20 protein-coding genes and 2 pseudogenes are annotated in these 19779 nt (G+C 68.2%); 16 read left to right on the top strand and 6 right to left on the bottom strand.

Annotation, left to right across the window (positions count from 1 at the left end; all coding sequences use genetic code 11):
• The first annotated feature begins 178 nt into the window (after positions 1 to 178).
• The 4 genes from A5711_RS09870 (at position 179) to A5711_RS09885 (ending at position 3634) form a co-directional block, all read left to right on the top strand.
• Complete coding sequence (locus tag A5711_RS09870) at positions 179 to 658, top strand: nuclear transport factor 2 family protein (RefSeq protein ID WP_067945936.1); 480 nt, start codon at positions 179 to 181, stop codon at positions 656 to 658.
• Positions 655 to 1527 (top strand): SDR family oxidoreductase, encoded by an 873-nt coding sequence (locus A5711_RS09875; RefSeq protein WP_067945938.1) that lies wholly within the window; start codon positions 655 to 657, stop codon positions 1525 to 1527. The genes A5711_RS09870 and A5711_RS09875 overlap by 4 nt, the downstream gene beginning before the upstream one ends.
• A 1-nt stretch (position 1528) precedes the next feature.
• The gene (locus tag A5711_RS09880) at positions 1529 to 2485 is read left to right on the top strand and encodes an alpha/beta hydrolase (protein WP_067945940.1); all 957 of its coding nucleotides are present in this window, start codon (positions 1529 to 1531) and stop codon (positions 2483 to 2485) included.
• Between the two features lie 72 nt (positions 2486 to 2557).
• The gene (locus tag A5711_RS09885) at positions 2558 to 3634 is read left to right on the top strand and encodes a hypothetical protein (RefSeq protein WP_067945942.1); all 1077 of its coding nucleotides are present in this window, start codon (positions 2558 to 2560) and stop codon (positions 3632 to 3634) included.
• Positions 3635 to 3675: 41 nt separating this feature from the next.
• Here the strand turns inward: A5711_RS09885 and A5711_RS09890 are convergent, their stop codons facing one another.
• Together A5711_RS09890 and A5711_RS09895 are read right to left on the bottom strand one after the other, a co-directional pair.
• Positions 3676 to 3966 (bottom strand): ferredoxin, encoded by a 291-nt coding sequence (locus A5711_RS09890; RefSeq protein ID WP_067945971.1) that lies wholly within the window; start codon positions 3964 to 3966, stop codon positions 3676 to 3678.
• Between the two features lie 4 nt (positions 3967 to 3970).
• On the bottom strand, positions 3971 to 5101 hold the full coding sequence (locus A5711_RS09895) for a Rieske 2Fe-2S domain-containing protein (RefSeq protein WP_067945944.1): 1131 nt from the start codon (positions 5099 to 5101) through the stop codon (positions 3971 to 3973).
• 102 nt (positions 5102 to 5203) lie between these two features.
• On the opposite strand from A5711_RS09895, the gene A5711_RS09900 reads away from it, so the two are divergent.
• Positions 5204 to 6916: a 3-ketosteroid-delta-1-dehydrogenase gene (locus tag A5711_RS09900; RefSeq protein ID WP_082975698.1), complete on the top strand. Its 1713-nt coding sequence runs from the start codon at positions 5204 to 5206 to the stop codon at positions 6914 to 6916.
• Between the two features lie 76 nt (positions 6917 to 6992).
• Here the strand turns inward: A5711_RS09900 and A5711_RS09905 are convergent, their stop codons facing one another.
• On the bottom strand, positions 6993 to 7670 hold the full coding sequence (locus tag A5711_RS09905; RefSeq protein WP_067945946.1) for a PadR family transcriptional regulator: 678 nt from the start codon (positions 7668 to 7670) through the stop codon (positions 6993 to 6995).
• A gap of 73 nt (positions 7671 to 7743) precedes the next feature.
• Between A5711_RS09905 and A5711_RS27540 the strand changes: the two are divergent.
• Positions 7744 to 7969, top strand: a pseudogene (locus tag A5711_RS27540) (LLM class F420-dependent oxidoreductase); the annotation flags it as partial.
• Here the strand turns inward: A5711_RS27540 and A5711_RS09910 are convergent.
• Positions 7954 to 8754 (bottom strand): hypothetical protein, encoded by an 801-nt coding sequence (locus tag A5711_RS09910; RefSeq protein ID WP_067945975.1) that lies wholly within the window; start codon positions 8752 to 8754, stop codon positions 7954 to 7956. The pseudogene A5711_RS27540 and the gene A5711_RS09910 sit on opposite strands and share 16 nt — an antisense overlap.
• 127 nt (positions 8755 to 8881) lie before the next feature.
• Here A5711_RS09910 and A5711_RS09915 point away from each other — a divergent pair, with 127 nt between their 5' ends.
• On the top strand, positions 8882 to 10006 hold the full coding sequence (locus tag A5711_RS09915) for an FAD-dependent oxidoreductase (protein ID WP_067945948.1): 1125 nt from the start codon (positions 8882 to 8884) through the stop codon (positions 10004 to 10006).
• A 2-nt stretch (positions 10007 to 10008) separates the two neighbouring features.
• Here A5711_RS09915 and A5711_RS09920 read toward each other — a convergent pair whose 3' ends face one another.
• Positions 10009 to 11469: a multicopper oxidase family protein gene (locus A5711_RS09920; protein ID WP_067945950.1), complete on the bottom strand. Its 1461-nt coding sequence runs from the start codon at positions 11467 to 11469 to the stop codon at positions 10009 to 10011.
• Positions 11469 to 12197, bottom strand: coding sequence for an ArsR family transcriptional regulator (locus A5711_RS09925; protein ID WP_067945951.1), 729 nt, complete (start codon positions 12195 to 12197; stop codon positions 11469 to 11471). The genes A5711_RS09920 and A5711_RS09925 overlap by 1 nt, the downstream gene beginning before the upstream one ends.
• 64 nt (positions 12198 to 12261) lie before the next feature.
• On the opposite strand from A5711_RS09925, the gene A5711_RS09930 reads away from it, so the two are divergent.
• The 9 genes and pseudogenes from A5711_RS09930 to A5711_RS09975 all read left to right on the top strand — a co-directional run.
• Entirely contained in the window at positions 12262 to 13509 is a 1248-nt protein-coding gene (locus tag A5711_RS09930) for an APC family permease (protein ID WP_067945953.1), read from the top strand.
• Between the two features lie 38 nt (positions 13510 to 13547).
• Positions 13548 to 13874, top strand: coding sequence for a helix-turn-helix transcriptional regulator (locus A5711_RS09935; protein WP_067945955.1), 327 nt, complete (start codon positions 13548 to 13550; stop codon positions 13872 to 13874).
• A pseudogene (arsB, locus tag A5711_RS09940) lies at positions 13871 to 15353 on the top strand (ACR3 family arsenite efflux transporter). The gene A5711_RS09935 and the pseudogene arsB overlap by 4 nt, the downstream one beginning before the upstream one ends.
• Positions 15354 to 15378: 25 nt before the next feature.
• Positions 15379 to 15795 (top strand): ArsI/CadI family heavy metal resistance metalloenzyme, encoded by a 417-nt coding sequence (locus A5711_RS09950; protein WP_067945961.1) that lies wholly within the window; start codon positions 15379 to 15381, stop codon positions 15793 to 15795.
• A 47-nt stretch (positions 15796 to 15842) separates the two neighbouring features.
• On the top strand, positions 15843 to 16340 hold the full coding sequence (locus tag A5711_RS09955; protein ID WP_067945963.1) for a flavin reductase family protein: 498 nt from the start codon (positions 15843 to 15845) through the stop codon (positions 16338 to 16340).
• A gap of 2 nt (positions 16341 to 16342) precedes the next feature.
• Positions 16343 to 17032 (top strand): pyrimidine reductase family protein, encoded by a 690-nt coding sequence (locus tag A5711_RS09960; protein ID WP_067945966.1) that lies wholly within the window; start codon positions 16343 to 16345, stop codon positions 17030 to 17032.
• Between the two features lie 144 nt (positions 17033 to 17176).
• On the top strand, positions 17177 to 17518 hold the full coding sequence (locus tag A5711_RS09965; protein ID WP_067945967.1) for a hypothetical protein: 342 nt from the start codon (positions 17177 to 17179) through the stop codon (positions 17516 to 17518).
• 101 nt (positions 17519 to 17619) lie between these two features.
• Positions 17620 to 19398, top strand: a complete 1779-nt coding sequence (locus tag A5711_RS09970) for a serine/threonine protein kinase PknE (protein ID WP_067945969.1) — start codon at positions 17620 to 17622, stop codon at positions 19396 to 19398.
• Between the two features lie 7 nt (positions 19399 to 19405).
• The coding region (locus tag A5711_RS09975) for a DUF1707 domain-containing protein (RefSeq protein WP_156744851.1) at positions 19406 to 19779 on the top strand (374 nt) is incomplete at its 3' end.

Consider the following 19779-nt stretch of genomic DNA (forward strand, 5'->3'; position numbering starts at 1 on the left):
CTCGCGTGCATTGCGGCGTCGGTGACGACGTCGTCCCAGTAACGCATCGAACCGAACTCCGATCGCCACGCGAGCGCCGGCGGCTTGTGGAGCCTGATCACCGAGTGACGCGGACGGTGTTCCACTGATCGGGCGGTCGCGGTGCCGCCGCGGCCACGGTGGAGTTTGATTCGATGCCATGAACAACGACGTCACGCTGTCGGAACTGCAGGAGTTCATCGGCGAGTTCTGGTACCACTACGACGAGGCCCACTACGACGAGCTGGCGGTGAGATACGCCCATGACGTGCGCTACGTGACGAGAAGCGATTCGGGCGCAAGCCCATTCGAGGAGCTGATGTCGCCCGAGCTCAACGGCCGAGACGCGGTGATCGAGTGGCTGTCCCAGCATCGCGAGCAAAGCCCGTACCCGCTGCGTCACCACGCCACCAGCGTCCACCGCACCGGGACCGACGGTGCGATCACCCGCGCGCGGTTCTACATCCTCGTCAACCAGATCGCCAACTTCGTGCCGTTCGCGGTCTCCAGCGGGGTCGTCACCGTCGCCGTCCGACGCGGCGACAATGGGCTGCAATTCACCGAGATGGACGTGGTTCTCGATGCGACCAACTCGGTCCTGCTGGCGGAGTTGCATGCCGACAGCGCCGCACCGTCATGACCGCCCGCGACGCATTCTCCGGCGGCGTCGCCGTCATCACCGGGGCTGGATCCGGGATCGGCGCCGGTTTGGCGCGGCACGCCCACCGGTTGGGCATGACCGTGGTGCTCGCCAACATCGACGCCGACCGCATCGCCGCGCTGCGCGACGAACTGCGCGCGGCGGGCGGCACGGCCGTCGACATCGTCTGCGACGTCCGTGATCCCGAGGCGGTGCAGGGCCTCGCGGACCGGGTCTATCGCGATTACGGCGCGGTGCGGTTGCTGGTGAACAACGCCGGTATCGAACAGTTCGGCTATCTGTGGGACACCCCGGTCGTCAATTGGCAACGCATCATCGATGTCAATGTGAGTGGAGTCTTCTACGGCGTGCGCGCCTTCCTGCCCAAAATGATCGCGAGCGACGAGCAGGCGTGGGTCTGGAACCTTTCGTCGGTCGGCGGTGTGGTGACAATGCCGTTGCAGACGCCTTACATCGTGAGCAAGCACGCGGTGCTCGCGATGACGGAATGCCTGTGCGCCGAGGTCCAGCTGGCGGGGCACGACAACCACGTTCACGTGCAGGCCGTGCTGCCCGGACCCGTCGTGTCCAACATCTTCGAATCCGCGGGTGGTGTGGACCCCGCAGACGCCACCGCTGCTGCCGCCGCCGAGTCGCATCGCTCGGCGATGCTCGACATCAAAGCCATGGCGATGGACCCGTCGACGGCCGCGGAAACACTGTTCGATCAAGCCGCCGCGGGCCGGTTCTACCTGCTCACGCACCCCGAGTACATCGGTGCGGCGATGGCGGAGCGCGCGGAAGTGCTTGCCTCACAACGACCTCCGGCGCTGCGCACCGCACGCCGGTTCGGTGCCGGCCAGCTCTGACATGGCGACGCCCAGGCTCGACCCCGACGCCGCCGCCCGCATCGCTTCGTTCGGCGACATCCCCCCGATGCGCCAGCGCGGGCTCGCGGCGGTGCGCGCCGCGCTCGAATCCGCGCCACCGCCCGAGTCGATGCCCGAGATGGCGGCCGTCACGGAAGAAGCCATTCCCGGTCCCGCGGGCGACATCCCGGCACGGGTCTACCGTCCCGACACCGACAGCGGCGGACCCGTGCTGGTGTATTTGCACGGCGGCGGGCTCGTGATGGGGTCGAACCACTCGTTCGAGCCACTGGCCCGTGAGCTGGCCGCGGCATCGGCGGCCACCGTCGTCGCGGTCGGCTACCGCCTGGCCCCGGAGTGGCCGCCACCCGCGCAGTTCGACGATGCGTACGCCGCGACGCACTGGGTGTCACGGAATGCCCGCGAGCTCCGGGTCGACCCGGAAAGACTCGGGGTGATCGGCGACAGCGCGGGTGGCGCACTGGCGGCCGGCGTCGCGCTCGCCGCGCGTGATCGCGGCGGGCCGCCGATCCGCACGCAGGTGTTGCTGTATCCAGGCCTGGACCGCGACATGACGGCTCCGTCCGTCACCGCTTTGGCCGACGCCCCGATGCTCACCCGCGACGACATCGACTACATGCACTCCCTGGTCGACGGCGACGCGGGTGCGCCCAGCAGCCCATACCTGGTGCCCGCCTACGCATCCGAGCTCGCCGGGCTCCCTCCGGCCATCGTCGTCACCGCGGAGTGCGATCCGATCCGGGATTGGGGTGAGCGGTATGCGGATCGGCTGCGGGACGCCGGCGTGCAGACCACCCTGACCCGTTATCCCGGGATGTGCCACGGGTTTCTGATGCGTTCCGATGCCACGGCGCGGGGCCGGCTGGCCATCGCCGAGATCGGCGCGCTACTGCGGGCCAAGTTCGGCCATCCGGTCGGAGTTCTGACGTCCCGGTGACCGGGCTATTGCCCCGCGCATTGTCACCACGCCGCCCACAATCAGACCACGAACTTCCAAAGGAGACAGCTGATGCTCACCGACGATCGGCGGATGGAGCTTTCCGACGTGTTACGGCCGGCCGCGCCGCCGCGCGAGGTCGACAACGTCTATACCGACGATCAGCGCGAACGCCTGCTGGACGTGGTTCGCACGGAAGGGCCGTGGCGGTTGATCATCGCGCAACACTTCGCCTCCCCCGATGAGCTGATCGCCACCATGAGCGGCCTTTTCCCCGAAGGCTTCACCCCATCGCTCGACCTGTTCCTTACCCCGACCTTCCGCGGCTACCTCGCCAACTACGGCGCGGTGCTCTACCCCGAGCTGCACGACTGCTTTTACAACGCACGGTTTCTCGATATGGCCAAGAGCTACTGGAACGCCCAGTACGCCAAGCCGCAGCTGATGCTGTTCAACATCAACGGGCCGTGCGCCAACCGCGACCCGGGGCATCTGGACTCGCCGAGCTTTCGCGGCGTGCGTCACGAGAACGCGCCGACCTGGCTCACCAGCGTGATGGGCAAGTCCGGTCTGTTCGGCGACTACCTGATCAAGATGGCGCAGGTGATCACGTGGTTCTCGCTCGATCCCGGGAGCGGCTTCACCTACTGGCCCGACGGGCCACTCAAGGCCCCCAAACGCGTGTTGCCGCCGATCAACAACCGTGGCGTGGTGGTGCAGAACGAAATGATGGTGCATCGCGGCGAGGCGAACGGGCCACTGGAGCAACAAATTCCGGCCGGATTGTCGTTCGAAACAGTCTTTTCCGGTGACCCCGGTGATCGGGATCAGTGGTTGCTCAAGAACGGCGACGAGGTGATCGCGCGCCACCACACCGACCAACTGCGGTTCCTGGTGCACTGGTCCGCCGAGGTCTTCACCGACCACGACGAGCTGAAGAAGAACATGGAGGGATCGCACGACCTGACGATCGAGAAGGCCATCGACATCATGGTCGACGACCTCAACCGCAGAGGCACCAAGCTCGACATTCCCAGTGAGCCGTTGCACGACCCGGCGTTCATCGGCGCGCTCAACGCCGGCTATGACCTCGGCGGCCCCGCCGTCTACCCCGAAGAGGCGCCCATCAGCGCATTCCAGCTCGCATGACGGATCGCCCACCGCCGAGCCGTCTGCCGGCGGAATGAGGGTCAAGCAGTTTCGTCGACGATCGCCAAACCGCCGCGCCGCACGGCTTCCAGCAGCGACCCCTGCAACGCCGAACACGCCAGGAACACGCCGCGACCGCCGGGCGTGGAAATCCTCTGCGCTTCGGCCCGTTCGACGCACCGGGCCGTCGCATCGGCGTTCCACTGCACGCTGGTCTGATTCCAGCTGCTCTTGCGGGCAAGTACCTGCGCGCCGCACCTGCGGCACCCCACGGGGCACATCGGCATCTCGTCGAGGCGATTGTCCTGCCGGACAGACGAATCGAGCGGCATCACACTAACCGGCACCCTGCGCGGCCATGTTGGCCTCGACCTCTTTCATCCACGCCTCGTAGGGCCGGGTGGTGTCAAGCTCGAACTCGAAGCGGTCCACCATGTCCGGTTCGACGTCGGCGGCATCGACGTAGAACTGCTGATACCAGCGACGTAACTGGTAGACCGGCCCGTCCTCCTCGACCAGAAGCGGGTTGTCGATGCGCGCTTTGTGCCGCCAGATCTGCACGTCCTGCTCGAACCCGATCTTTACGAAGTCGCCCAGGCTGATAGCGGTCTTCAGCGCCTCATCGCCAGGCAACTTGTCCGACTTCTTGACGATGATGCCGTATTGCAGCACAAAGGAATTCGAGTCGATCGGATAATGGCAGTTGATCAGGATCGTCTTGGCGTCGCCGTCGGTGTAGTGGTAGGTCAGGTCGTCGATCATGAAGGACGGCCCGTAGTAGGACGCCACCGACGTGGTCCCCAGCATCGTGGTCCCCTCGGGGCTACCGATGTCGGGTCGGCTCCCGCCGTTCATGTACTGGGTGGCCACCTGTCCCTCGAAGATGTTCTTGAAATAGGTGGGCAGCGAGCCGTGGATGTAGAAGAAGTGGGCCATGTCCACCACGTTGTCGATGATCTCGCGACAGTTGCTGTGCACGACCGTGGTGTACCAGTGCCAGTCGGTCCATTCGTCGCTGGTGGCGCCCTCGATGCGCGGGATGGTGACCTCCGCGGGCGGCGGTTTGCGCTCCGGGTCGTTCCACACGAACAACATCCCGTCCTGCTGCAGCGTGGTCCACGCCGCGGTGCGCGCCAGCTTCGGCGTGCGCCGGCTGTAGGGCACCTGCTTGCACCGCCCGTCACCGCCCCAGCGCCAGTCGTGGAACGGACAGGCGATCTCGTCGCCCTTGACTTCGCCCTGCGAGAGATCACCGCCCATGTGCCGGCAGAAGGCGTCAAGGACGTTGATGGTGCCGTTCGCGCTGCGGAAGACGACGAGCTTTTGTCCGAAGGCGTTGACGGCGTGCGGCTTGCCATCGCCGAAATCCCGGATCAGGCCCAGGCAGTGCCAGCCGCGGGCGAACCGCGTCGGCACGGCCTGCGCTTCAATCAGCCGAACTTCGTCGACCTCGGACTGCGTCGTCATAGGGATGATTAAACTCCCGTCGCCCCGTTTGCGGGACCGCTTGTTCCCACTGATCAGGACGGCTCTTCCGTTGCCGGGCGGCCTGGGCATACGGTTTTGCGCGTGAACCCCCAGAGCACGACGATCCCCGCCGGGCTGCCCGTGACGGATATGACGGTCGACCTGCTGGTGGTCGGGTCCGGGACCGGCATGGCCGCGGCACTGGCCGCCCACGAACTCGGGCTGTCGGTCCTGATCGTGGAGAAGTCGTCCTACGTGGGTGGATCGACAGCCCGATCGGGCGGCGCGTTGTGGCTGCCCGTCAGCCCGGTGCTACGCGATGCGGGCGCCGGGGACTCCCCCGAGCGTGCCACCGCGTATTTGGACTCGGTGGTGGCGGGTTCGGCCCCGCCGCAGCGATCGGCCGAATTCGTGGCCCACGTCCCGGCCACGGTCGACATGCTGCGCCGAACGACCCGGCTGCGGTTGTTCTGGGCCCGCGACTACTCCGACTACCACCCCGAGGAGCCGGGTGGCAGCGCGGCGGGCCGGACGTGCGAATGCCGCCCGTTCGACACCTCGATCCTCGGCCCGTACCGCACCCGGCTGCGGCCCGGCGTGCTCGAGGCCGGCGTCTCGATCCCGACGACGGGCGCCGACTACCGGTGGATGAACCTCGTGGCCCGGGTGCCGCGCAAGGGCATCCCGACGTTCGGCAAGCGGGTGGCCCAGGGCTTCGGCGGGAGGCTGATCGGCCGGCGCTACGCCGCGGGCGGCCAGGGTCTGATGGCCGGGCTGTTCGCGGGGGTGCTGCGCGCCGGTATCCCGGTGTGGACCGACTGCCCGCTCGTTCGCCTGCGAGGCGACGGGGAGCGGGTGATTGGCGCGGTCGTCGACCATGACGGGCGCGAGGTGACGATCACCGCCCGGCGCGGAGTGGTGCTGGCGACGGGCGGTTTCGACCACAGCATGGACATGCGGTGGAAGTTTCAGTCCGAGTCCCTGGGGGCCAATCTGAGCATGGGGGCCCAATCCAATACGGGTGACGGCATTCGCGCGGGGCAGGAATTCGGCGCCGACATCGCTCTGATGGATCAAGCCTGGTGGTTTCCCGCCATCGCGCCCCTGCCGGGCGGGGCGCCTGCGGTAATGCTGGCCGAACGTTCACTGCCCGGAAGCCTCATCGTCGACCAAAACGGCCACCGATTCGCCAACGAGTCAGCGGATTACATGTCGTTCGGTCAGCGATTGCTCGAGCTGGAGCGGTCGGGCAGCCCGGTGGACGCGATGTGGATCGTGTTCGACCAGCAGTACCGCAACAGTTATGTCTTTGGCGCCGAACTGTTCCCGCGCATGCGCATCCCGCAGGCGTGGTACGACGCGGGCATCGCGGTGCGGGCGGACAACCTCGGCGAGCTGGGCGACCGGATGAACGTGCCGGTGCCGGAGTTCCGCGAGACGATGACTCGCTTCAACCAAAACGCCGCCGCCGGTGAGGATCCCGACTTCGCCCGAGGGCGCAGCGCCTACGACCGCTACTACGGCGACCCCACGATCAAGCCGAACCCCAATCTGCGCCCGTTGGTCAACGGCCCGTTCTACGCCGTGAAGATGGTGCTGAGCGACCTGGGCACGTGCGGCGGACTGAAGGCCGACGAGCGCGCACGGGTGCTCCGCGAGGATGGAAGCGTGATCGCCGGCCTGTATGCGATCGGCAACACCGCCGCCAACGCGTTCGGCACGACGTACCCGGGCGCGGGGGCGACGATCGCGCAGGGCCTGGTGTACGGCTTCATCGCGGCCCGCGACGCGGCGGCGCGGGACGCGGCGCGCTAGCGGCGATCGCGAGGGCGGCGAGGCCGGGCGATGGGGGTACCTCCCGCTTGCGGGGGACGGGTCGCCGCCATCAGGATCAGTCCGCCTTGCGTTTGGCCTCGACCTGCTTCTCGACCTCACGCCAGTAGCCGGGCATCGGGCGCGGCTGCCCGAAGCCCCCCTTCGCCGCCTTCTGCAGAATGGCGTCCGCCTCGTCGATGTCCTTCATCAGTTCGAGCGCGAATTCGCGCTCCGCGGCGTAGTACTTGGCCGCCCAGCGAAGCGCGATCACCGAATACGCCCATGCGGGTTGGGCCTCGGCGCCGTCCGCGTCCTCAACCGCCTTGCGGTGCCTGGCCTCGGCGTAGGCGACGTGTTCGGCGAGCAGCTCCTTGAGCCGGGCCGGGTTGCTGAGGTGACCAAACGTCACTCGCAGCAGGACGCTGTGCTTGAGCACCGGAGGGTCCACCGGGGCGTTGTTGGTCCAGTCGGTGACCGCGGCCATCCCGGCCGGCGTGATCCTGTAGAGCCGGCGGCTGCGCGGACCCTCGTCGCGTTCAACGCGTGAGGTCACCAGGCCCAGCCCCTCGAGCTTCTTCAGCTCGGTGTAGATCTGGCTATACGACGGACTCCAGTAGTACAGATCGACGCTCCAGTCGATCCACTTTTTCAGGTCGTAGCCGGACACTTCCTCCTCGTAGGACATCATGCCCAGCAGCGCCCAGCTGGTAGCGGCAAGCACCGCCTTCCCCTGGTTTCCGCTGGCAGCGGCCATTTCTGAGTCCACATCGTCAGAGTAACAACATGGGTCGCAAGATCGCGTGACATGGACCGCTAGCCGGGACAAGCTGGTACGGGAATTCGAGCTCCTCTGAGTGCCGTTCGCCGAACGGGACGAGTACCTGGCGGCCATCGCCGAACGGCGGACCAGTGACACCCCGCCATTCGAGGGCCGCTACGTGTCGGTCGACGAAATCGCGTTCGAGCCGAAACCCGTTCGAAGAAACCATCTTCCGATCTGGATCTTCGTCCCGCTGGTGGCCGTTCCTCACCCCGACTCACCTGATCGTCAAGCCGCGCTTGCGGACCCACCACACCGCGGCGGTGGTGCCTGCGACCCAAACGGCCACGGCAATGGCCAGGTGCACGAAGCTCTTGGTGTCACGACCGAATACCGGCCAGATCATCGCGGGCAACTTGGTCCAGAGCACCTTGTGCTCGACCCCGTTCATCGGATCGGCGACGTAGTACAACACGTACGGCAGGGTCAGCACCGTCAGCCAGCTGCCGATGGTGCGCCGGTCGCCGCGCTGCCGCCATCGCCGGACCAGCGGCTCGACACCGACCGGGTGCAGCACCGAGATCAGGTTGCCCACCCCCAGCCAGGACACGATGGGCACGGCGACGGTGGGAATCGTGATCGCCAGCCGCCCAGGCGTTTCCAGGCACAGCGTCAACACCATGGCCGCCAGCAAGGTGGGCATCCCGACGATCGCAAGCAGGGCAAGGTTTTTGATCAGCAGGATTCGCCAGAACGGCACGCCGTCGGACAGGCCCGCCAGCACGCGGTAGTGATCGGCGCCCAACAGGTTGGTGGTCGTGACGTCGGCCAGCACCCACGACGAAAAGTAGGTGCCCACCAAAATCACCCAGTCGGTGTGGTGGCGCCCGATGGTCAGCGGCTGCACCAGCAGCCATGCGGCGGCGAAGACCACGTTGGCGACCACGCCCATCAGCCAGGTGCGGGGCGCGGTGAACGCCCACCGGATCTCCGCGAGCACCGCGGCCCCCAGGGCCGGCTTCTCGAAGTCCTTGGCGGCCCGCCGGGCGGCGGCCGGACGGGGGGCCGACGCGCGCACGGCGGCGCGCAACGCGGCACGCGCGCGCGGGTGCGTCGGCCGTATCTCGGTGGTGATCAACTGCGTGCTCCTGGCAATCGATCGATCAGTGCGTGATCGCGAACTTCATGCCAGGCAGGATAGCGACATGAACCGCAAGCGTGTCGTCATTGCCGGGCTTGGAGACGCGGGTGTCCTGGCCGCGATCCGGCTGTCCGGGCACGCCGACGTCGTCGGCATCTCCGTCAAGCCCGCGCTGGTCAGCGGTCAGGAACTCGGCGTTCGGCTCTCGCGCCCGCACGATTGGGCCCGCGATTACTGGATACCGTTCGACAGGTTCCGGCGCCTCGACCGGGTGCGGACGGTGCAGGCCCAGCTCACCGGCCTTGACCTGGCCGCCCGCACCGTCGTGGGCAAACGCGCCGACGGGGAAGCTCTCGCCGAGGAGTACGACGCGCTGATCATCGCGACGGGGGTCAGCAACGGCTTCTGGCGCCGGCCGACAATGCAGTCCGCGACGGACGTCGGGGCGGAGTTGCGCGCCGCGCACGACCGGCTGGCGACCGCCCGCTCGGTCGTCGTCGTGGGCGGCGGCGCGGCGGCGGTGAGCAGCGCGCTCAACCTGGCCACCACGTGGCCGGACAAGCGGATCGACCTGTACTTCCCTGGGTCGCGCGCTCTGAGCGAGTACCACCCGCGAATTTGGGACCGGATTCGCGGCCGCCTCACCGCCCTGGGCGTGCGCATCCACCCGGGCCACCGCGCCGCGCTGCCCGACGCCTTCGCGGGCGACGAGATCACCGGCGACCCGGTCCGCTGGAGCACGGGACAACCCCCGGCTTGCGCCGACGCCGTGCTGTGGGCGATCGGGCGGGTGCGACCCAACACCGACTGGCTGCCGCCCGAGCTGCTCGACGAGGACGGGTTCGTGCGCGTGACACCGGAGCTGCGGGTGCCCGGACACCGGGGCGTCTTCGCGGTCGGCGACGTCGCGGCGACCGACCCGCTGCGGAGCTCGGCCCGCAACCGCGGGGATGCGTTGGTGGCCCGCAACGTCCGGGCCGAACTCAGCGGCGGGCGGCTCGACACCTACCGCGCGCCGACGCGGCGGTGGGGTTCGCTGGTGGGGGTTCAGCCCAACGGGCTCGAGGTGTTTCTGCCCACCGGCCATGCGTTCCGCTTTCCGTCGTGGTCGGTCGAGCGGGTCGTGATGCCGTGGATCGTGCGCTGGGGCATGTATCGCGGTGTGCGGGAGAACAATCCGCTCGGCTGAGATCAGGCGCTGTTGAACAGCAGCATGAGGCCATAATCCATGTGGATCTGCTGGTGGCAGTGCAGCAGCGACAGGCCGGGCTGGTCGGCGACGAAGTCGACGTCCATGCTCTGGTAGCCGCCCAGCATCGCGACGTCCTTGCGCACGCCGGCCGTAGGCGTGCCGGCGAATTGGGTGATTTCGAACGTGTGCCGGTGCAGGTGCATCGGGTGCAGGTCGTCGCTGGCATTGCGGAAGCGCAGGCGGTAGCGCTTGTCGCGCTGCACGTTGAGCACGGGCCGGTTGGTGTCCATCGAGAAGGGCGCGCCGTTGAAGGTCCACACGTTGAAGCCATTGTCGGCGGCGTTGCGCTTCTCGATCAGCAGCTCGATCGTGTGGTCGGGCGGCGGGACGGGCCCGGGCCGCGCGAACAGGCGGTAATCCCACTTGAACGGCGGGGGCGCGGCCCAGGCCGGATCCCCGCCGCGCCCGGCGTACTCGATCACCACACCCATGCCGTGACCGCGGTCATCGTCGGACAGGTCGCCCAGCACCCATACCCCCGGATTGTTCATGGTGACCACCGCCGAAATCCGTTCGGCCGCACCGAGCCACAGCACGGGCACGGCGGCCGGATTCGGCACCGGGTTTCCGTCCAGTGCGATCACGTTGAAGGCATGCCCGGGCAAGGCCAGGCTGCGCGATTCGGTGCCGCTGCCGTTCAGGACGTGCATCAGCACCCGCTGGCCGGTGCGCACCCGGATGGGGTCGGCGTGGCCGAGCATCCGGCCGTTGACCGCGAACGCCCCGTAACTGACCTCGAAGCCGCGGGGTTCGCCGCGAGCCAGCGAGGCCGCCATCGACGACTCGCCCCTTGCCTTGAGCTCCGGGTCTTCTTCGCCGGGCAGGAAATCACTGGCCATGTCGCCGCCGCGCGTGAACGTGGGCTCGAATTCCTTGAGCGTCAGGAAGATCTCTTGGTCGTAGGCCCCGACGTTATCCCTGGGTTCGATGTAGACCGGGCCGACCAGGCCACTGTATTGCCCGCGGGACAGGTCGGCGCGCGGGACCACATGGGTGTGATAGAAGCGGAAGCCCGCCGGGCCGGGGACGAAGGAGATGCGCCGCATGCCGTGCGCGGGCACGTAGGGGGTGCCCTCTTCGGCGGAGCCGTCGACGTCGACGCCCACGTGCTGGCCATGCCAGTGCAGCTGCTCGGGGGAACCGGTGTCGTTGAAGACATCCACGGTCGTCCGCTGGCCCTCCTTGAACCGCAGCAGCGGTCCGGGGAATTGGCCGTTGTAGGTCAGGGTCGACACGACGTGGCCCGGTGCCAATTCGACTGTGCCGGTGCCGATCCGCAGCGTGTAGTCGGGCTTGCCGGCGGGTTGTTCGGACCGCCCACACGCGGCGCCCCCGCCCGCGGCCAGGGCGGCGAGCCCACCCCATTTGAAGAAGTCACGTCGATCGAGCGGCACGGTCATCATCCCCGCGGGTGCGCATCCAGGGCTGGCAACAGGAAGTCGATGCGTCCGTCCAATTCGCTTGCCACCCTTTCGAATTCGCGGTAGCCGCCGGCCGACGGGTCGGGCAGGCTCCAGTGCGTCGTCGCCAGGTCATGGTCGAGCGCGTACTCGCGCACCCTGTCGCAGAGCGTGATCACGCACTCGAAGCGGCGCCGGGCCACGGCGGCCAACGGTTGGGGCCGGCGCCCTGCAAGGTCGATGCCGTACCTGTCGCGCATGACGCGTATCGCGTTGGGGTGCAGCTGCGGTTTGGGGTGGCTGCCCGCGCTCGCGGCCCGAATGCGGCCCTGGCCTTTGTGCTCCAGCAGCGCCGCGGCCATGGGTGATCGTGCGCTGTTGCCGGTGCACAAGAACAGCACCGACCGCGAAGCCGGCTTTGCGACGGGACTCGGCGCGAGTGCCGGATGCAGCGCCGCGGCGGCCTCGCGGAACGCCCCGGCGCAGCCCGTGAGGTTCAGGCGGTAGTAGGTGTCGCGGCCGTCGAAACTGCTGCGCCGCGCGTCGACGAGGCCGGCCGAGCGCAGCAGCCGCAGGTGATAGGAAACCAGGTTCTGCGGCTCGTCGACGGCGGCAGCCAACTCCCGCACGCGGCGGTCGCTCCCCGCGAGTTCGGTCAATATGGCCCAGCGCACCGGATGCGAGGCCATCCGCATCAGCGACGGGACCGCCGTCTTATCTGCCACCATCTCGGCCGAGAATACATCAAACCAGTTTGATAGGTTGGCGTGGCGTATGCGGTAAGGAGACCGATTGGCCGACAACGACACCGGCGAGCTTCGCCGGAGCCTGGGCGTATTCGACGCGGTGACAATCGGACTGGGTTCGATGATCGGCGCCGGGATTTTCGCCGCGCTCGGTCCCGCGGCGCGCGCGGCGGGCTCGGGGCTGCTGCTGGGCCTGGCGGTGGCCGCGGTGGTGGCCTACTGCAACGCCACCTCGTCCGCGCGCCTGGCCGCCCGCTACCCCGCCTCCGGGGGCACTTATGTGTACGGCCGCGAGCGGCTGGGCGATTTCTGGGGATACCTGGCGGGGTGGGGTTTCGTCGTGGGCAAGACCGCGTCGTGCGCCGCGATGGCCCTGACCATCGGCTCCTATGCGTGGCCGTCGCACGCGCACCCGGTCGCGGTCGCGGCCGTGGTGGCGCTGACCGCGGTGAACTACGCCGGGGTGCGGAAGTCGGCCTGGCTGACCCGCATCATCGTCGCGCTCGTCCTCGCGGTGCTGGCCGCGGTGGTCGTGACGGCGTTCGCCTCGGGAGCGGCCGACGTCGAACAACTCCGCCCGGCGAATGCGACCGTCGGCGGGGTGGTTCAGGCGGCGGGGCTGTTGTTCTTCGCCTTCGCCGGCTATGCGCGCATCGCCACCCTGGGCGAGGAGGTGCGCGACCCGGCGCGCACCATCCCCCGCGCGATACCGCTCGCCCTCGCCATCACCCTGGCCGTCTACGCCCTGGTGGCCGTAGCGGCGCTGGCGGTACTGGGACCCCGGCGCCTCGGCCAGGCCACGGCGCCGCTGGTGGACACCGTGCGGGTGGCCGGGACGGGCTGGCTGGCGCTCGTGGTGCAGGTGGGTGCGACGGTGGCGGCGCTGGGCTCGTTGCTGGCGTTGATTCTCGGCGTCTCGCGCACGACCCTGGCCATGGCGCGCGACCACCACCTCCCGCACACGCTGACCGCCGTGCACCCGCGTTTCCACGTGCCGCACCGCGCCGAACTGCTGATCGGCGCCGTCGTCGCGGTCTTGGCCGCCGCCGTCGACCTTCGGGGCGCAATCGGCTTTTCTTCATTCGCCGTGCTGATCTACTACGCGATCGCCAACGCCTCCGCTTTCACCCTCGGCGCCGATGAGGGCCGCCCGCACCGAGCGATCCCGGTGTTGGGACTGACCGGGTGTGTCGTCTTGGCATTCGCGATGCCCCTGTCCTCGGTGCTGGCTGGCCTGGCGGTGCTGGGCATTGGCGTCGCCGCCTACGCGATTCGGCGCGTCGCGACGAACTGAGAGTGGCGCGCTGATTCGATAAGTGCTTATATAGAAGAATGTCGAAACAAGGGCTGGCATGTTGCCCGACCCTGGCGACGGCCGCGATGGCCGAGTCCCAGGCCAACGAGCTGGCGACGATGTTCAAAGCGCTGGGCGACCCCGTTCGCCTCAGGCTGTTGAGCCTGATCGCCAGCCACCCCGGCGGTGAGGCCTGCGTCTGCGAGATCTCGGCCACCTTCGACCTGTCGCAGCCGACGATTTCCCACCACCTCAAGCTGCTGCGCTCGGCCGGGCTGCTGGACTGCGAGCGCCGGGGCACCTGGGTCTACTACTGGGTGATTCCCGCCGCGCTGCAGCAACTTTCGTCGGTGCTGAAACCATGACCAGGGCGCTCACGGCGGACGCGACGGCGACCCGGCTCCCCATCCTGGACCGGTTTCTGCCGATCTGGATCGGCGCCGCGATGGCCACGGGCCTGTTGCTGGGGCGCATCGTTCCCGGTCTCGGTAACGCGCTGAGTGCCGTTGCCGTTCAAGGGGTTTCGCTGCCGATCGCGGTCGGACTACTCGTCATGATGTACCCGGTGCTGGCCAAGGTTCGCTACGACCGGCTGGACGAAGTCACCGCCGACCGCAAGCTGATCGCGTCCTCCGTATTGCTCAATTGGGTGGTCGGACCCGCGGTGATGTTCACGCTGGCGTGGTCGCTGTTGGCCGACCTGCCCGAGTACCGCACCGGCCTGATCATCGTCGGGCTGGCCCGCTGCATCGCGATGGTCATCATCTGGAACGACCTGGCGTGCGGGGACCGCGAGGCCGCGGCCGTGCTGGTCGCGTTGAATTCGCTGTTCCAGGTGGTCATGTTCGCCGCGCTGGGCTGGTTCTACCTGTCGGTGCTGCCCGGGTGGCTGGGCCTGCCCCAAACCGGCATCCACGTCTCCCCGTGGCAGATCGCCAAGGCGGTGCTCGTCTTCCTCGGCATTCCGCTGCTCGCCGGATACCTGTCCCGCCGGCTGGGCGAACGAACCCGGGGCCGCGACTGGTACGAAACGCGGTTCCTCCCCCGCATCGGGCCGTGGGCCCTGTACGGGTTGCTGTTCACCATCGTGATTCTCTTTGCCCTGCAGGGCCACGCGATCACTTCGCGGCCGTGGGACGTGGCCCGCATCGCGATTCCGTTGCTGGCCTACTTCGCGATCATGTGGGCGGGCGGGTACGGCCTCGGACTGCTGCTGCGACTCGGCTACGCCCGCACCGCCACCCTCGCGTTCACCGCCGCCGGGAACAACTTCGAACTGGCCATCGCGGTCGCCATCGCGACCTACGGCGTCACGTCGGGGCAAGCCCTTGCCGGGGTTGTCGGACCACTGATCGAGGTGCCCGTGCTAATCGCGCTGGTCTACGTGTCGCTTGCGCTGCGCCCCAAGCTATTTCGCGGAGCCCAGGCCGATGCCCGGTAAACCCAGCGTCCTGTTCGTCTGCGTGCACAACGCCGGGCGCTCGCAGATGGCCGCCGCCTTGCTGAGCACGAAGGCCGAAGACCGCATCGAAGTCCGCTCGGCCGGAACGCAACCCGCCGACGAAATCAACCCCGTTGCGATTGCCGCGATGGCCGAGCTGGGCATCGATATCACCGCCGCCAGCCCGAAAGTCCTCACCGGCGACGACGTGCAGCGCAGCGACGTCGTCATCACCATGGGCTGCGGCGACACCTGTCCTTACTTTCCGGGAGTGTCCTATCGCGACTGGAAAGTGCCCGACCCCGCAGGCCAACCGCTCGCCGCGGTGCGCGCCATCCGCGACGACATCGCCCAGCGCGTCGAGGCGCTGATCGCCGAACTCCTACCCACCACCACCCCATAGCCGCACCGTAGAGAAAGGACACCTCATGTCTCGTGTGCAACTCGCCCTCAACGTCGACGACCTCGGCGAGGCGATCGCGTTTTACTCCAAGCTGTTCGGCACCGAACCGGCCAAGGTCAAACCCGGGTACGCCAACTTCGCGATCGCCGAACCCCCGCTGAAGCTGGTGCTGCTCGAGAACCCCGGCCACGGCGGCAGCCTCAACCACCTCGGTGTGGAGGTCGCCTCCAGCGACACCGTGCACGACGAAATCGCGCGCCTGACCGAAGGCGGCCTCGTCACCGAGGAGGAGCTCAACACCACCTGCTGCTTCGCCAACCAGGACAAGGTGTGGGTCACCGGCCCCGGCGGGGAACGCTGGGAGGTCTACACCGTCATCGCCGACTCCGAGACCTTCGGACCCAGCGACGAAGCCGTAGAAAGCTGCTCTTGTAGCGGATAGGCGGGCCGATACGGTTCCCCGGGAGGCCGAACGGGAAGACTGAGCGGATGGCCGACCCCGGAGAAGACGCGTTCGAAAAGCTGGTCGCGGTGCTGAACTACCCGATGTACGTGGTGACCACGCGGGCCGACGACATCGCGGCGGGCTGTCTGGTTGGGTTCGCCAGCCAGACCAGCATCCACCCGCCTCGATTCCTGGTCGGGCTGTCCAAGAAGAACCACACGTTCCGGGTCGCCACCGAGGCGACTCACCTGGCGGTGCACGTGTTCGACCGCGAGCACCTCGACATCGTGGAGCTGTTCGGCAGCCAAACCGGCGACACGATCAACAAGTTCGACCGCTGCTCGTGGCACAGCGGTCCGGCGCAGATCCCCATCCTCGACGACGCGGCCGCATGGTTCGTCGGCGAGATTGTCGAGCGCTTCTCGCTGGGCGACCACGTCGGGCATCTGCTCGCGCCGGTGGACGGCCGGCCCCCGCGGGAACTGGAAAGCTGGGTGTCCTTCAGCGACGTTCAGCATCTGGAACCCGGCCACGAGGCGTAACGGTGATTCCCCGGGTGGGCACCGTTGCCGGCATCGCCGAACTCGCATCGTTCTACGCCGATCCCCCGCCAGGCGTGCGGGCCAACATGATCTTCAGCGCCGACGGCGCGGCCGCGTTCGGCGGCCGGGCCGGTCCACTGTCGTGTCCCGTCGATCAACAGCTGCTGAAAACCCTGCGGGGCTTCGCCGACGTCGTCCTGGTGGGCGCCGGCACGGTGCGCGCTGAGAACTACGGCCCGGTGCGGCTCATCGACGCGGGCCGGACCGCACCACCCCCGATCGCGGTGATCAGCCGCAGCGGCCGGCTGCCGTCGAGGCTGTTCGACGACCCCGACCAGCCACCGATCGTGGTGACGTGCGCGCAGGCCGCGGCGGCGCGAGAGGACTTCGGCGACGGCGGGCGGCAGGTATTGGTGGCGGGCGAAGAATCCGTCGACGTGGCACGGGTCGTCGCGCTGCTGCGCGCACGAGGGCTGCACCGCATCCTGTGCGAGGGCGGCCCGACCGTGCTCGACGAGCTGGTGGAGGCCGATGCCGTCGATGAGATCTGCGTGACTTTGGCCCCCAAACTCGCCGCCAGCCAGCCGGTGGGCCACCGCCTGACGCCGTCGTCGCTGCCCGCACCGGTGACGATGCGCCTCGAACACGCGCTGGTTTGCGACGGCTACCTGTTCTTGAAATACCGCCGCTGATTCCGCTCGACATGCAGCCGACGGGACCGCTTCCTATGATGGAAATGCCCGGTTGAACACTCACATCGAATCGCCTGCGCGGCATCATTTTCAGTTCCTCGCCGTCCACTTTCTCGAGCCACACAGAGGAGGACTATCGGCCAGGTGAGCAGCTCAAAAGACGACCATGACTACCGCAATCTGGCGGTCAACCGGCTGCGGCCCAGCGAACTGCAATGGGCGCTGAACCACGACGCCGTGCACGGAATCGCGTACGCCTTCAAGAATCCCGTCGCCGTCGCCGAATCCATCGACGATCCCGACGACGACAGAAAGACCTATCTGATCCGCGTCAAGCGCGACGACCTGGCCAACGCTTTCGGGAAGATCAACGACTGGATCACCGAAAACCCCGGCCCCGCCGGGATGCAGGCCTTCGGATTCGTGCGGGCGCTGTCCCGCGAAGGGCTGACCGAACGCACCAGCGGTGACGACGAACTCCGTTAATCCGCGTTGCGCAATTAGCTGGCTTTCGCTATTCACCGTGCCCAGCGGCCTGTGAAACCTTAGCCTTATGCCTGCGCACGGTCGGTGACTGAGGAGTCGGGATGGGTGACACGACCGCGGATTCGCGGGAGGGTTCGCAGTTCGGGCCATATCTGCTGCGGCGGCTGATCGGTCGCGGCGGCATGGGCGACGTCTATGAGGCCGAGGACACGGTCCGGGAACGCACCGTCGCGCTGAAGCTGATGTCGCAGACGCTGTCCACCGACCCGGTCTTCCGCTCCCGCATGCAGCGCGAGGCCCGCACCGCGGGCCGGCTGCAGGAGCCGCACGTGGTCCCGATTCATGACTTCGGCGAGATCGACGGCCAGCTGTATGTCGACATGCGCCTGATCGACGGCAAAGACCTGGCCACCATGCTGAGCCGGTACGGGCCGCTGTCCCCGCCCCGGGCCGTGGCCATCGTGCGCCAGATCGGCTCGGCGCTCGACGCCGCGCACGCCGCCGGGGTCCTGCATCGCGACGTCAAGCCGGAAAACATCCTGGTGAGCGCGGACGACTTCGCCTACCTCGTGGACTTCGGGATCGCCAGCGCCAGCGCCGACGAAAAGCTGACGCAGATCGGCACCACCGTGGGCACCGTCAAATACATGGCCCCGGAGCGGTTCAGCGACTCCGATGTCACCCATCGGGCCGACATCTACGCCTTGGCCTGCGTGCTGTACGAGTGCCTGACCGGATCCCCGCCGTACACCGGCGACCAGATCAGCGTGATGGGCGCCCACCTGCACCAGGCGATCCCAAAGCCCAGTGCCGCGCGGCCGGGCATCCCGGTCGCCTTCGACGCGGTGATCGCCCGCGGCATGGCGAAGGATCCCGTGGACCGCTACGCCAGCTGCGGTGACCTGTCCGCGGCCGCCTACGCGGCGCTGGCCGAACCCGACCAGGACCGGGCCACCGACATCCTGGCGCGCAGCCAGGTGGCGCGGATGCCGGCGGCATTCGCCGGCCAGCAGCCCGGGGGAATTGCCCAGGCCGCCCCCGCGCACGCCCCGTCGTCCGGCCCGATGTGGGCGGCGCCGCCACCACCCGGGGGCCCGGGGCCCCAGCCGACGGGCTGGCCCGGCGCCCCCACCTGGGGTCCCAGCACCACCGGGGTGCCATGGGGGCAGCCGCCGCGGCGCAGCAAAAAGCCCTGGCTGTGGGTGGGCGTCGCCGCCACCGCACTGGTGGCCATCGTGGGCGTGGCGCTCGCCGTCGTTCGGCCGTGGGAGTCTTCGTCCGCGCCCACGCCGACCAAGCAACCACCGCCACCGGACGCCGTTGCGCTCCGGGTCCTCGATGACGGTGTATTCGTCGGCAGCTCGGCGGCGTCGATGACCATCGACATCTTCAACGAACCCATCTGCCCGCCCTGCGGCAGTTTCATCAGGTCGAACGCGGGTGACATCGAGAGCGCCGTGAACAACAAGAAGCTCGCGGTGCGCTACCACCTGCTCGACTTCCTCGACGACAAGTCGCACAGCAAGAACTACTCGACCCGGGCGGTGGCGGCGTCCTACTGCGTGGCCGCCCAGAATGACGCCAAGACCTACACCGCCTTCTATTCGGGCTTGTTCGCCAGCAACTTCCAGCCGGCGGAGGACGCCGCGGAGGACCGCACCGACGGCGAACTGGCCCAGCTGGCCAAGACCGTCGGTGCGGACGCCGACGTGCTGACGTGCATCAAGTCCGGGGACGAAGTCGGCGCGGGCAAGGCGAAGTCCGCGGCCGGGTACGCGACGCTGTCGGGGCTCAACGCCAATTCGACACCCTTCGTGTGGGACGGCACCGCGTCGGTGAACTACTCCGACCCGACCTGGCTGACGAAGCTCCTCGGATAGCCCGCCGATGAGCGATGACATCAGGGCGAGCGACGACGACCGCAACGCCATCTGCCAGGCGCTCGACGCAGCGCTGGGTGACGGTCAGCTGTCGACCGAAGAGCACCGCGAGCGGGTAGCCGCCGCAACCAGGGCGACCACCCTGCGCGAGCTGCGGTCGCTGGTGACCGACCTGCAGATCCGGCCGGCCCCGGAGCGAACGCCGGCCCCGCGGTCACGAATCGGCCGGCGCGGGGCCTGGATCGCCATCGCCTGCGCGGTGGTGCTGCTCGGCGCGGGCCTCGCCTGGGGACTGCAGCGCGACACCCCGTCCGCCCCGCCGGCGACGCCCACCCACAGCCAGGGCTTTTTGCTGCGCCGCGGCGGCTGCCCCCATGGCAC

It is taken from the genome of Mycobacterium sp. E2238, assembly GCF_001672665.1.
Lineage (GTDB): Bacteria > Actinomycetota > Actinomycetes > Mycobacteriales > Mycobacteriaceae > Mycobacterium.